The following is a 13,882-nucleotide window of genomic DNA, read 5'->3' on the forward strand; positions in this document are numbered from 1 at the left end:
TCATCATGAAATCAAACACCATTGTTAAAGGGATTTTGTATGTGGCTCTCGGTTTACTTGTCATCATCAGCTTTATCCCGTTTTATATGATGATCGTAAACGCCACCCGGTCCAACGCCGAAATTCTCCAGCAGGGCTTCACGCTTCTGCCGGGAACGGCGCTCATGGATAACTATGAAACACTGATTCAGTACATGAACCTGTGGCGCGGGTTCGCCAACAGCTTGTTCGTGGCCGTAATGGTAACGGTGCTGAGTTCCTATTTCAGTGCCCTGACCGCATTCGGGTTCGCTGTTTATAAATTTAAAGGAAAGAATGTGCTGTTCGTATTTATGCTTCTTCTCATGATGGTGCCGGGGCAGCTCGGCCTGATCGGATTCTATGACCTGATCCGGGTGATGGGGCTTCTGGATACGTATATCCCGCTTATCATCCCGCCGATTGCGGCACCGTTTGTTGTGTTCTTCCTCCGTCAGTATCTGATGACGGTCATGCACCCGTCGCTCCTTGAGGCGGCGCGGATTGACGGAGCCGGAGAGATCCGGATTTTCCACCAGATCGGCTTCCCGATGATGATGCCGGCGGTGGCAACGATGGCGATCTTTACGTTCATCGGTTCATGGAACAACTACATTCTGCCGCTCGTCGTTCTCTTCAGTCCGGAAAAGTACACCCTTCCGGTTATGATGGGGGCGCTGAGAGGATCGCAGGTGGCGGAGAACCTGGGCTCCATGTATCTCGGGATCGCCATTTCGGTTGTGCCGATCATGGTCGCCTTCCTGTTCCTCTCCAAATACATCATCAGCAGTATCTCTGCAGGGGCTGTTAAAGAGTAGCGATTGTGAGGCAGCTCCGCTGGCCGCCGTCCGCTCGCTTTCCGCGGCGGTGCCGGTGAGCCTCCTCGGGCATTTGGTCTGCGGTTTTTTATTGACCCCTGCTTCTTCCTCTGCCAGTGACGCTTCGAAGCCTCCTGTGTCGAAGCATCTCGAAGCTGATTCATGATGTAACGCTCGTCACTGCCGCAGGAGTCTCGCTCCCGGCGTCCAGCTGCGCCTGCTTTCAAAGAATTCCCGGGCAGTATCTCAGCCTGTGATGTGAAGAATTAGATTCCCGGAGTTACGTGAGTCAGTAACGAAACTGAATTAAACAAACCATCCGTTCATTGAAGCGAACGCGCGACACTACTGCGGGAACAGCGTCGGCTGAAGACCCCGCAGGGGCGATTTTCCCCGAGGAGGCTGAAGCGGTGCCCGCGGAAAGGGAGCGCAGAGAGCGTAAATGAACCGTCAGAAAACCAGGAGTAACCCAGCAGTAACCCTCATATAAAGTCACCACAGAAAGATACCCAAAAATCAAAGGGAGTGCTTCCAGTGTCAAAATTTCCAAAAGAATTCGTGTTCGGTACCGCAACATCTTCCTATCAGATCGAAGGAGCCCACGATCAGGACGGCAGAACCCCGTCCATCTGGGACACATTCTCCGAAACACCGGGCAAAGTATGGAACGGCGACCACGGGCAAATGGCATGCGACCATTACAACCGCTACAAAGAAGACGTCCAGCTCATCAAGGAACTAGGCGTGGAATCCTACCGCTTCTCCATCGCCTGGCCGAGAATTTTTCCCGAGCAGGGCGTGTATAACGAGGACGGAATGAACTTTTACCGCTCGCTCATTAAAGAACTGCAGGAGGCAGGCATTAAGCCGGTCGTGACCCTGTACCACTGGGATCTCCCGATGTGGGCGTACAACCAGGGCGGCTGGGTGAACCGGGAGTCTGTGTACTGGTTCCTTGAGTTCGCCGAAGTCTGCTTCCGTGAACTCGATGAGCACGTGGACTCGTGGATTACCCACAACGAACCTTGGTGCGCAAGCTTCCTGAGCTACCACCTCGGTCATCATGCACCGGGTCACCGTAACATTGAAGAAGGACTGAAGGCCGCGCACCATATCCTCCTTTCACACGGAAAAGCCGTTCAGATGCTGAAAACGGAGTTCAAATCCAGAACACCAATCGGGATAACACTGAACCTGACGCCGGTTTACGGGAAAACCCAGTCGGCCAACGATATGCTTGCCGTGAACAACGCTGACGGATATACAAACCGCTGGTTCCTTGATCCGGTATTTAAAGGTTCCTATCCGTACGACATGATGAACCTGTTTTCAAACTTCGTCCGTGACTTCGGCTTTATTCAGGACGGGGATCTGGCGACGATTGCCGTTGAGTGCGACTTTTTCGGCATCAACTACTACAACCGCTCGCTCGTGGAATATGCGGGAAGCGAGAAGTTTCTCTTCACGGACAGCTATTCGGACTACGAAAAAACCGGCATGGGCTGGGATGTGTCACCGCAGGAATTCAAGGAACTGATCTACCGTCTGCGTGTGGACTACACCGATCTTCCGATTATTATTACGGAAAACGGCGCCGCCTACGACGACGTACTGGAAGCGGACGGTTCCGTTCATGACAAAGAGCGGACCGCGTTTATGGAAAAGCACGTGCAGGCCGTGGCTGAACTGGCCGAGGAAGGCATGAACATCTCCGGCTACTACCTCTGGTCGCTTCTCGATAACTTTGAGTGGGCGTTCGGCTATGAAAAACGGTTCGGCATTTTTTATGTGGATTTTGCCACACAGAAACGCTACTGGAAAGACAGTGCGAAGCGGTATAAGGAAATTGTCGCCCAGCGCTCGGTGACAGAGCGCAGCGATTCAGTTGCACGCTGAAAGAAAAACGGAGGGGATCATGATGACAAAAACGATCCGGATCATTGAATCCGTAAAAGATAAAGCAATGTGGCAGGAAAAAGACCCGATCGTGTTCACGGAAAAAGACCGCACAGGGGAAAACAGCGCAACGATTAACCCGGAAGCGGAGTATCAGGAATGGATGGGTTTCGGCGGGGCTTTCACCGAAGCTGCAGCATATACACTCTCGCAGGTATCTCCGGCGCACCGTGAGGAAGCGATCCGCGCTTATTTTAACGAAGGGAGCGGTCTTGGCTATACCCTCGGCCGCACCCATATCCACAGCTGTGATTTTGCCCTTGAAAATTACACCTACGTGGAGGAGGGAGACGCTTCGCTTGAGTCCTTCTCCATTGAGCGGGAGGAAAAGTACGTTCTTCCTATGATCCGTGATGCCGTGGCAGAGGCAGGCAGAGAGTTGACGCTGCTGTCTTCACCGTGGAGTCCGCCTGCGTGGATGAAAACGAACGGCGAGATGAATCACGGCGGCAAACTTAAACCTGAGTTCCGCGGCGTCTGGGCGAATTACTATGTGAAGTATATCGAAGCCATGGAAAAAGCGGGCATTCCAGTCTGGGGCGTGAGCGTGCAGAACGAACCGGCAGCGAAGCAGGTGTGGGATTCGTGTCTCTATACAGCTGTAGAAGAGTGCGATTTCATCAGGGACCACCTGGGACCGGCGCTTGAAGAGAGCGGTCTCGGGGAGAAAAAGATCGTCATCTGGGACCACAACCGGGACATTATTGTGGAGCGTGCCGAAACGGTCCTCTCCGATCCTGAGGCAGCGAAGTACGTCTGGGGAACGGGCAACCACTGGTACGTTTCGGAGGAATTTGAAAACCTCAGTATCGTTCACGAGAAGTTTCCGGACAAACACCTTTTGTTTACAGAAGGGTGTATCGAAGGCGGCGTGAAGCTCGGTGCGTGGCATACAGGCGAGCGCTACGCACGAAACATTATCGGTGATATGAACAACTGGCTTGAAGGGTTTATCGACTGGAACCTAGTCCTGAACGAGCAGGGCGGTCCGAACCACGTTGGTAACTACTGCGACGCCCCGATCATCGCCGATACGAAAACAGACGAGCTTCACTACAACAGCTCCTACTATGCGATCGGTCACTTCAGCCGCCACATCCTGCCGGGAGCAAAGCGGATCGGCCTCAAATCTTCGGCAGACGGCCTTGTGATGACTGCATTTAAAAATACAGACGGCTCGGTCGTTCTCGTTGTGCTGAACGAACAGGAGAATGACGTACCGTTTTCCCTCAGCATGGAAGGTCACGGAGCGGAGGCTGTTTCAAAGGCCCGGTCCATTGCCACGTATGTAATGTCTTAAAGGTTTGGAGAGATGAACATGTACACATTAACGGACGATTATCGTTTTCAGATAAAAGACTATCAGCAGCGCCCGCCGTTTTCGAGCTTTCTCCCGGGGATTGCCGGGGTTCAGGGCGTACCGATGTGGGTGTTTTACGTCAACCGCGGGCAGGGGATCGCCAGCTTCGGCGTTCAGGATAAAGACAACGCGATCCTCGAATTTCTCCCGGCGGATAAATCGTATCAGCACACCGGCGTGCAGGGATTCCGCACATTTTTGAAACTGCATCGGGAGCACGGGGTGTCGTACCTGGAACCGTTCACCACAGCAGGCACGGAAGCAGCCGAAACGATGGACGTGTCGGAAAATACGGTGGCCCTGACTTACGACCATCCTGCGGAAGGAATCCGGATCGAGGTCACGTATTTTATTTTACCGGAAGCACCTCTGGCAGGACTTGTGCGCCACGTAAAGATCACGAACACATCGGGTGAGGCGGTCCGCCTCGAAGCCCTCGACGGACTGCCGGCAATTCTGCCGAGCGGTGTGCCGAATCAGGCTTACAAAGAGCTCGGCAACACGATCAAGAGCTGGTTTGACGTGGAAAACCGCGAGAACGGTGTGCCGTTCTACAAGCTGCGGGGAAGCATGGAAGACACCGCGGAAGTAAGGGAGATCCATGCCGGAAACTTCTATCTGAGTGTGATGAAACAAGGGGAGACAGAGACGCGCGTGGAGCCTCTTGTGGACCGTGATGTAATTTTCGGCACAGATACGTCCCTTTTCACGCCTCACCGTTTTAAAGACGGGAATCTGAACGACCTTCTTGAGGAAGAGCAGACCACCACAAACAAAGTGTCCGGCGGGTTTTCACCGGTGGAAACAGAACTGGCGGCAGGAGAAGCGGTGGAGCTTTACACGGTCGTCGGGCAGGCTTCTTCAGTGGAGAAGGTCAATGCGTTTGCATCCGGCGTGACAGCTGAGCACCTTGAAAAACTGAAGGACAAAGCCGTACAGATGACGAGCGGCCTGACGGAGGCAGTGGACACAAAAACAGACGTGTCCCGTTTTGACGCCTACACGCGCCAGAGCTACCTGGACAACGGGCTCCGGGGCGGTTTTCCCCATGTGTTTGAAAAAGAAGGCGGGAAAAAAGTCTACTATCTGTATTCCCGAAAGCACGGGGATCTGGAGCGGGACTATAACTTCTTTTCCATCAGTCCGACATATTATTCGCAGGGGAACGGCAACTACCGGGATATGAACCAGAACCGGCGATGCGACGTGCTGTTAAACCCCCGCGTGGAAGACTACAACGTGAAGCTGTTTATGAACCTCGTACAGCTGGACGGCTACAATCCGCTGGCTGTGCAGGGCGTGCGTTTTTCCCTTGAAGGGGTGAAAGAGGCGGATCTTGCCGATTACGTGGAAGCGGCAGATACGGCGAAGCTTCTCGGCTTTTTTGAGAAGTCCTACACGCCGGGCGAGCTCATGCACTTCGTGGAGGATGAGGGAATCCGGCTGAAAACGGATTTCGACTCATTTCTAACCGATGTGCTTACGCGCTCGGAGGAGCACTTCCAGGCGGTGTTCGGGGAAGGGTTCTGGATCGATCACTGGACGTACAACCTGGATCTGATTGACAGCTATCTCTCAATTTACCCGGACAAAGCGGAGTCATTTTTCTTCGGGGGCGGCTACCGGTTCTTTGACAGTCCGGTACGGGTGAAAACGAGAGAGGAAAAGTACACCGTCCGCGGCGGCAGACTCCGCCAGTACGAAGCCATTTCCCACGATGAGAAGAAGATGGCCGAGGCAGCGGCGAACAACGGTGTGCTCTGGATCCGCACCGGACACGGTGAGGGAGCGGTTTATGAAACGAGCCTGTATGCCAAGCTTCTCGTTCTTGCCCTTGTAAAAACGTCCACACTTGCACCACAGGGTCTGGGAATTGAAATGGAAGCAGACAAGCCGGGGTGGAACGACTCCCTGAACGGCCTTCCGGGAATGCTCGGGGCGAGTACGTCGGAGCTGTTTGAACTGGATCGTCTGATCGCGATGCTTCAGAAAGTGGACGGGGCCGGGGAAGTACGGATCCCGGTGGAAGCAGCCGAATTCCTCGAGTCAGTGGTGGAGGAGCTTACCGGGGCTGACGAGGCAGGCGCCTCCCTTGTGGGCATGACCCGCTGGCACCGGATTTCTTCGCTGAGAGAAGCGTACCGGAGCAATGTATACAACGGAATCAGCGGCGAGGAACGGGTGTATCCGGTCGGGGACGTACAAGGATTCCTGAGCGTGATGAAAAAGCGCGTACAGGAAGGGATTGACCGGGTAATATCGTTCAGCGACCCGCTGCCGCCGACCTATTTTTACTTCGAGCCGCAGGATGCTCTTGAGCAGGGGGCCGTTCCGGATCTGGAGAGTCTTGTACTGGAGCCGCGGCCGGTTACACCGTTTCTTGAAGGTGTGGTAAAATCGATGAAAGTATGCGGCGACCGGGAGCAGGCGAAGGACATCTACCGTGCGGTCCGGGCGTCGGACATTTACGACCGTAAACTGAAAATGTATAAAACGTCCGCACCGGTGGCGGGCGAACCTGGTGAACTTGGCCGGGTAAAGGCCTTTACGCCGGGCTGGCTGGAAAATGAATCGATCTTTCTTCATATGGAATATAAGTATCTACTGGCAACGCTTCAGTCGGGGCTTTATGATGAATTTTACGAGGACATCCGGCACGCGCTCATTCCGTTTCTGGATCCGGCTGTTTACGGACGCAGCACCCTTGAAAATTCGTCGTTTCTGGCAAGCAGCGCAAATCCGGATCCGAAGCTTCACGGCCGGGGATTTGTATCCAGGCTCAGCGGCTCCACGGTGGAGCACCTGTCGATCTGGTTTACGATGATGACCGGCGGTAAACCGTTTGCCGTGGAAAATGGTACACTCACCTGCCGACTGAATCCGGCTCTTCCGGGCTGGATGTTCACGGAGGACGGCGAAGTATCGTTTACGTTCCTCGGGAATGTGAACGTCACGTATGTGAACAGCGAAAGACAGGACACATTCGGTCAGGACGCGGTGAAGCCTGTGAAATTTGAGGTAATCTGGACTGACGGCACAACGGGATCGTTTGAATCGGACCGGCTCACCGGCGACACATCCGCCGCCCTACGGAACGGGGAGATCAGTGAGCTGAAAGTGTATTTGGGATAGGGATTATTTCGTCCTATTCCGCCCTTGTTTAAGATATGAGCGAAGCGGAACGCCGGAAGCGGGACTCCTGCGGCAATGGAGGGCAGGGTGAGACCCCACAGGGCGAGGCCCGGGAGGCTCAGCGCCATCGCCGCGGAAAGCGAGCGTACGGCGTGCAACTGAGCTTTGTATAGCAGGAAACAAACGACAGGAAGGTGAATGGCATGACGGGCAACGCAGTGGTGAACAGACTTTTCCAGGCACTGGAGATCTTCGTGAAAGTAACAGCTTTAAACGCTGTATGGCTTCTTTTTACCGTACTCGGGTTAGGGGTGTTCGGCTTTTTCCCAGCCGCTGCCGCCCTTCTTGCAGTCGTGAGAAAGTGGCTCATGGAGGGGATGGACATTCCGCTCTTCCGTACCTTTGCTGCGAGCTATAAAAGTGAGTTCGTCAAAGCGAATCTGTACGGTTTTCTGATTGTCCTGTACGGCTGGGTACTGTTCGTCAATTACCAGTACATGCAGATTGCCACGGGCTGGCTTCAGCCTGTCATAGCTGTGGGCTTTATAATTACTGCGGTTCTGTTTCTTCTGACCGTCACCTTTCTTTTCCCGTCGCTTGTGCACTTCAGACTGTCGTTTGCTGAAAACATCAAGTTTGCCTTTCTGCTCGGAGTCACGAAGTTTTACCTGCCGGTCCTTGCAGGGGCGGGCCTGATGCTTGTCTATCACGCGGTTCTTTATGTTCCCGGGATCCTCGGCTTTTTTATCCCGAGTATGACCGGCCTGATCCTCATGTCGGTGACCTACCTGGGGATGAGGAAGGTACCGGTTCCAAAACAATCGCCTGCAGGTTCCGAAGCTTCCGCCTGCCAGGTCTGATACGTTTAAAAAGCCCTCCATTCAGGTATTTCCTTAATGGAAGGCTTTTTTTTAAGCTGTTTTCGGAAAGATTGTTGTTTTATTCCGCTGCAGGCGGACGCTTTCACCACAGGCACAAGTGCGACATCCGTTCATGCTTCACGGTGTCTTCTATGCCGCGGGCATCGCTTCAGCCAGCAGAGTAGTTACCATGCTTCTTCCTCTGCCCGAATCGCTCCGGAGCACCTGTGTCGAAGCAGCTCGAAGCAAACTCACGATGTAAACGCTCGTCCCTGCGGGGTCTTCACCTGATGCTATTCCCGCTGGAGTCACCGCCTTTCGCTGTATAATTAATTTTGGTGAAAAACAACATCTGTACGAACACAGTCTTTTTTAATGGCCGGTGCATTCAGGTTATAAGCCTGAATCGGATCGGATACACTAAGGCACACCATCCTAAAAGGAGGAGATTCGACCGATGAGCAGTAACCACGACACCCACAGCAACCATCAGCACGAACATTCGCTTTCCTGCGGGCATACGAAAATTAAGCACGGGGACCATATCGACTATATTCACGACGGGCATCTTCATCACAAACACGAGGACCATTGGGATGAGTGTAAAATTGAAGTAACCGAAAAGAATCCGGATTCATGTACACCGGTGGAATCAGCGTGTGATCACAATGAGGACTGCGGTCACGAACTTGTGCCCCACGGCGATCATTACGACTACCTTGTAAACGGCCGTCTGCACCATGTACACGGCGATCACATCGACGATCACGGCCCGGTTGATGTGATTGATAAATAAAGAACTGTTTTCAAAAAGGCTCCCGGCTGCTGATGCCGGGAGCTTTTGTATGTGTAATGGAAGCAGCGGAAAATCCCCTCTGTGTGCTGCTACTCCTTCACTTTGACTTCCACCCGGTCCACTGCGTTGTATCCGTAGCCATTCCGGTTCCAGAACGCTGTTTCAGGCTGTGTTCCGCCTGAAGCATCCACGGCCTTCGACAGGATCGTGTACTCTCCCGGCTGAACATCCGGCCACTCGAGACTCCAGCGCGTCCAGTGGTATCCCTCCTGATCCGGATTGTGCTCTGCTTCAGACCAGGAAGAACCGCCGTCTGTACTCACTTCGACACGGTCAATGCCGCCGGTACTGCTCCAGGCAATGCCCTCGATGGTGTGCGTTCCAGACGGCAGAATGTCTCTTTGCACAGGCTGTAAAATCGAGCTGTCCGTTTTGATTTCCGTTACGGGAAATGCCCCCTCATCGCTGTCTTTCTCAGGATAATACACATAATCCTCCGTCTGAAACGGTCCGGTGAACGGCTCTTCGGAAACGCGGATCTGTCGGAGCCATTTAACGGAAGCCATGGCGTACCATCCCGGCACGATGAGGCGGAGGGGATAGCCCAATTTAAAGGGAATCGGCTGGTTATTGTGAGCGTAGGCGATGATCGTATCCTCGTGCAGCGCTTTTTCAAGTGGAAGAGAACGGACAAAGGAAACGGTTCCCTCTGTGCCGGGCTTTTTTCCCCGGTCCATGCCCTCGGTTACCACTTCGGCTGCCCCTGCTTTTATGCCGGTCACCTCAAGGAGTGTCTTCAGACGGACGCCGGTCCAGTACCCCTGGCTGATTGCGCCTTTTTCCCACTGCTCTCCGTAAACTTCCGGTTCAAAGAGTTTCCGCTTGTTCCCCGCACATTCCAGCAGTGCAGGCACTGTAACCGCAGGAAGGGAGTAGAGGTCCTGAAGGGAAAACCAGCGCGGGTTTTCCACGTGGCCGTTCACCTGAATCCATTAACGGAGAGGAGAGAGGGAAGGGTAAGGAAAATGATTGCGCCTGAAATGAAACCGCGGTTCGGTCACTCCCGGTGTAATGTAGTGAACCGGGCTTTCCTGGTTTTCGGGTACAAGGCCGCGGGTGGTAAGAAAAGGTCTGACAGACGGCGTGCTCATGAGGATCGCCACCTCCGGTAAAGTCATGAAACCAGTATATGAACCCGATGCCGGTCCTCATGACATTGAAACCACGGCCGCCTGAAAGGATGACAGTTAAAACTGACTGAAGCTGATTTTATATGGAGATCAATATTCAAATTCATCACTTTTACTGCTAATCGCTTTAAGTGATAGATTAATCGCTCTAATGCACTTGCTAATCGCTTTAAGTGATAGATTAATCGCTCTAATGCTCTTTCTAATCGCTCTAATTGCTGGATGAACCACCCTGAACAAAAAGAGTGCCGCCCCAGCCGAAATAAAACATTACGACACCCCGGCCTCTTCTTTTTTATCACGGGACCCTGCCCTTACCTTCGCTGCAGCAGGCTCGCCGGACTCGCCGTCCGTTGGTTTCCCCCAGAGCAGCCTCTGAAACACAATCCCGAACAATCCGATTCCAAGCACCGTCAGACCGACCAACTGGTAAACCCCGAACACACCGAACCACTGGACGAGGATTCCGCCGGCAATTGGAGCAGCGAGAAGAATCACGCCGGTGAGGGAGTTGAACATACCGGACATCTGGCCGACTTTTCCCTCAGGACTCTCTTTTTGAAGAATGTAGCTGTAGATGACGCTGAAAATTCCGGCTCCGACACCGACGGCAAAACAGGCGGCCACAGGCCAGAACAGGGGGATTCCCCGGGAGAGAAACCCGACGGCCGCAAAGCCTGCGCCGATCAGAGCTACAGAAGTTCCGAGGTACAATCCGTACCGCTTCAGCTCCCGGAGCCTGTTCATCACCATAATAATTACAACGGCACCGAGCCCCGAGGCGGCCATGGCCCAGCCGAGCACTTCCTGTCTGGCCGGGTAAACTTCACGAAACAGCACACCGAACTGTGCGTCCACGAGCTGGATCGCCGTAAATGCAGCCAGGGAAAAAGCAAAGCTTACAAACATCAATTTTGAGGAAAAAAGGATCTGCCACCCGCTGCGCCAAGTCTGCCAGAACGGTTCACGGGGCTCTTCGGAAACCGAGCCGCCGGCTGTATCGAGGTGGCGGAGTCTCACGAGAATTACGGCTGAAATCACGAGAGCCACTGCATAGACCGCAAAGCTCACCTGGGGAGCAAATGCTGCAGCGAGGGAGGCACCGAGAAACGGACCGATGATTTTTGATAGCTGATTGACCGTCCCGTTAAGCGTCACCGCTTTCAGGACATGATCCGGGTCCACTACCTGACGGATGATTGCCTGCTGGGCGGGGAAGTGGACGATCGTCGCTGTGGAACGTGCGAGAATTACAAGGAGTGCGGCCCAGGGGTCTGCCGTGAAAATCAGAGCCACGGTCAGGAGTGCTGTGACAACATCCGCTGTGAGCATGATTGTCACTTTGTGATACCGGTCAACCAGAATACCTGCAAACTGGCTGAATAGAGCATGGGGCAGGGCGTAAACGACCGGGATGAGGGCGATCATCCACGGTTCGGCCTGCCATACGTAGCTGAAAATGAGGAAAACGGCAATCATATCAAAAAACTGACCGAGTGTTGAAATGGAATACGAAGTGAACAGCTTTACATAGTTTCTATTTGTCCAAATGGATGGCGGATTTGTCTGCACCATCGTCATCACCTGCCTTAATGCAAGTGTATAACGCCAATGTCAGACCAGTATCAGAGGAAAAACTCCGCGCGTTTTTTTATTTCGGTTTTAAGTTCATTCAGGTGGGCAGATCCGTAGTAATCGTCTTTCTTTTTCCTGAAGTAACGGACCGTTCCGGCCGTTGCCCCGGCTCTTGGCAGAAGCAGGTCAATCAGCTGGAACAGAAACAGGTTGTAGTAGGTGTGGCCTGAGCGGCGGATCACCTCGAGTGATTCATCGATCCGCGCTTTCCCCTCTTTCACACGGCCTGCCGCCGTTTCTCCGATGCCGTCAAGCAGCATCAGGGCGGCTTTTTCCCGCATGTAGGGACGGGTTTCGAGCAGGCTGCTGACGCAGGCAAGTTCTTCTGTAAACAGAGATGTCTCTCCGTTGTAGAAGAGGACCGCAGCCTTCATGATCCGGAGCAGCGGATAAAAGCTGTGGTCCTCCGAATCCGCCTTCTCGAGGCCTGCCTTCACCAATTTCATGGCCGGGTCCGGTTTTCCCGCCCTCAAATACAGAAGCGGCAGGGTGAAATACCGAAGATCCATAGCCTCGACTTCATCCAGGGAAGCTTTCTTCTCGAGAGTACGTTCAATCAGGTCAATCGCCGCATCGGCGTCCTCTTCCAAATGACTGTAGAGAAAAAGAGGGAGGAAGGTGAACTCGTCTTGTTCTGCCTGCTCAAGCAGCGTGGTAAAGTCACTGTTTAACAGGAATCCCACAAGCCGGTGCTGTCTGGTAAAGGCCGAGCCGAGCTCCCGGCTGTTCAGAAGCTCTTTGAGCGCTTTTCCCTGTCCGTACTTGTAGTACATGTTAAACAGCTGGCCGGTCTGGCGGGAAAGCTCTTCCGGAAACGGAGCGGGACTCTCTTCCTTCAGCACGAGAGAGTAGCCGAGCCCTTTCACCGTCCGGATTTGCACAGTATCGCTGAACGGCTTCAGTTTCTGCCTGAGCCGGTAAATGTGGTCATCCACCGTCCGGTCCGTCGGAGCTTCCAGCGGCCAGACAGCATCGAGCAGGGCATCGCGGGAAAAGGTCCGGCCGGCATGCCGGTATAAATGGGCCAGAAGGTAGTATTCCTTTCGCCTTAAAGAGACGGTTACCCCGTCCACAATCACGGTATAATCCGAATTGGAAAACTGCATTGCCACCACCTCCTGGAAAGTTCCTTCTATAATCATTATGCATGATTGGGAACCGGGAGCATAGCGGTTTTATCTTTTCAGGGAAGAGGCCATTCTTACATACGTATGGCGGCGTCCGCGGATCGCGACACTCATGGCCATAATGTTTTCCGGTACGGCAATGCCTGTATAGCCGGCGTCGCCGATATGATGAATGTCGGCTCCCGCCATTTTGTTCTGAAGGGCAATCTGCCGTATGGTTGATTCGTCCGCCCCTTCCTGGGATGTCCCGATCGTGAGCATGGAGAGGGCACCGTGTTCCCTGATCAGTGCAGCGTCTTTCTGGGTCTGTTCCAGCGTTACGCCGGGCACCGTGCCGGGAGACGGGAGGAGGATCACGTCAGTCCCCGCCTCAATGAGTCCTGAAAGGATATCAGGAGAATAGATTTTTCCTCCTTCCTCACCGGCCACACCTGAACTGTGCATTTTCCCGGCCATAATCAGAAGGCTGTCACCTGCAGTTTCGCGGACAAGGCGGGCAGCTTTAATAATTTCCCTGTTCGTCACACCGGTTTTTGGGTTGCCGGTGAGGCACACAAAATCAGCGCCGTACTCCACAGCTTTTCTGACAGTCTCTTCTGAAGAGGTTCTTCCTTCACTGATCGGCTCCAGCTCTTCAAGGGGACGGCTTTCTTTGTCGACAGGCTCCAGATTGATGCCGACAGGGCGCCCGGTGAGGGCTTTGAACTCACGTATCCTGTCTTCGGGGCGGGTCTCTTCCAGTCCGGCAATAACCGGCTCCGACAGATCCAGAAGGTTCAGAAGCAGCAGATCGGCACCGAATGCACACGCAAGTTCCCCATTTGTTACGTTGCCGAACAGAGGCGGTGCCGGGGCGACGATCTCCGATAGAACGGTTCGGCCTTCCGATGCCCGAATCGCCTGTTTCAGGTCACTTCCTGTGATCTCCTGAAAGTCCGAAGCTTTACAGTCCAGTAAACGTTTCATCAAAAAACAGCTCCTTTTTCCTGC

At 53.7% G+C, this 13,882-nt stretch carries 11 protein-coding genes; 6 read left to right on the forward strand and 5 right to left on the reverse strand.

All coding sequences use genetic code 11. The annotated features are described in order from the left end of the window. The first annotated feature begins 5 nt into the window (after window positions 1–5). From FGB90_RS13225 to FGB90_RS13250, 6 genes are all read left to right on the forward strand, one after another. Window positions 6–836: a carbohydrate ABC transporter permease gene (locus FGB90_RS13225; RefSeq protein ID WP_138811323.1), complete on the forward strand. Its 831-nt coding sequence runs from the start codon at window positions 6–8 to the stop codon at window positions 834–836. A 534-nt stretch (window positions 837–1,370) separates the two neighbouring features. Next, window positions 1,371–2,732, forward strand: a complete 1,362-nt coding sequence (locus FGB90_RS13230) for a GH1 family beta-glucosidase (protein ID WP_138811324.1) — start codon at window positions 1,371–1,373, stop codon at window positions 2,730–2,732. Window positions 2,733–2,754: 22 nt separating this feature from the next. Beyond that, window positions 2,755–4,092, forward strand: coding sequence for a glycoside hydrolase family 30 protein (locus FGB90_RS13235; protein WP_138811668.1), 1,338 nt, complete (start codon window positions 2,755–2,757; stop codon window positions 4,090–4,092). An 18-nt stretch (window positions 4,093–4,110) separates the two neighbouring features. Next, window positions 4,111–7,284: a hypothetical protein gene (locus FGB90_RS13240; RefSeq protein ID WP_138811325.1), complete on the forward strand. Its 3,174-nt coding sequence runs from the start codon at window positions 4,111–4,113 to the stop codon at window positions 7,282–7,284. A 203-nt stretch (window positions 7,285–7,487) separates the two neighbouring features. Then, window positions 7,488–8,144: a YesL family protein gene (locus tag FGB90_RS13245; protein ID WP_138811326.1), complete on the forward strand. Its 657-nt coding sequence runs from the start codon at window positions 7,488–7,490 to the stop codon at window positions 8,142–8,144. A gap of 457 nt (window positions 8,145–8,601) precedes the next feature. Next, window positions 8,602–8,940, forward strand: a complete 339-nt coding sequence (locus FGB90_RS13250; protein ID WP_138811327.1) for a hypothetical protein — start codon at window positions 8,602–8,604, stop codon at window positions 8,938–8,940. An 89-nt stretch (window positions 8,941–9,029) separates the two neighbouring features. On the opposite strand, the gene FGB90_RS13255 is transcribed toward FGB90_RS13250, so the two are convergent. The 5 genes from FGB90_RS13255 to FGB90_RS13270 all read right to left on the reverse strand — a co-directional run bounded on the left by FGB90_RS13255 (window position 9,030) and on the right by FGB90_RS13270 (window position 13,858). After that, window positions 9,030–9,923 (reverse strand): sulfite oxidase, encoded by an 894-nt coding sequence (locus tag FGB90_RS13255; RefSeq protein WP_281280054.1) that lies wholly within the window; start codon window positions 9,921–9,923, stop codon window positions 9,030–9,032. Window positions 9,924–9,932: 9 nt separating this feature from the next. Then, complete coding sequence (locus tag FGB90_RS19995; RefSeq protein WP_246056182.1) at window positions 9,933–10,091, reverse strand: hypothetical protein; 159 nt, start codon at window positions 10,089–10,091, stop codon at window positions 9,933–9,935. Window positions 10,092–10,400: 309 nt separating this feature from the next. Then, entirely contained in the window at window positions 10,401–11,705 is a 1,305-nt protein-coding gene (locus FGB90_RS13260) for an MFS transporter (RefSeq protein WP_171051820.1), read from the reverse strand. A gap of 50 nt (window positions 11,706–11,755) precedes the next feature. After that, window positions 11,756–12,871: a winged helix-turn-helix domain-containing protein gene (locus FGB90_RS13265; protein ID WP_171051821.1), complete on the reverse strand. Its 1,116-nt coding sequence runs from the start codon at window positions 12,869–12,871 to the stop codon at window positions 11,756–11,758. A 69-nt stretch (window positions 12,872–12,940) separates the two neighbouring features. Further along, a complete protein-coding gene (locus FGB90_RS13270) occupies window positions 12,941–13,858 on the reverse strand; it encodes a DUF7916 family protein (protein WP_138811330.1) in 918 nt (305 codons plus the stop codon). Window positions 13,859–13,882 lie beyond the last annotated feature (24 nt).

It is taken from the genome of Alteribacter natronophilus, from assembly GCF_006007885.1.
Lineage (GTDB): Bacteria > Bacillota > Bacilli > Bacillales > Salisediminibacteriaceae > Alteribacter > Alteribacter natronophilus.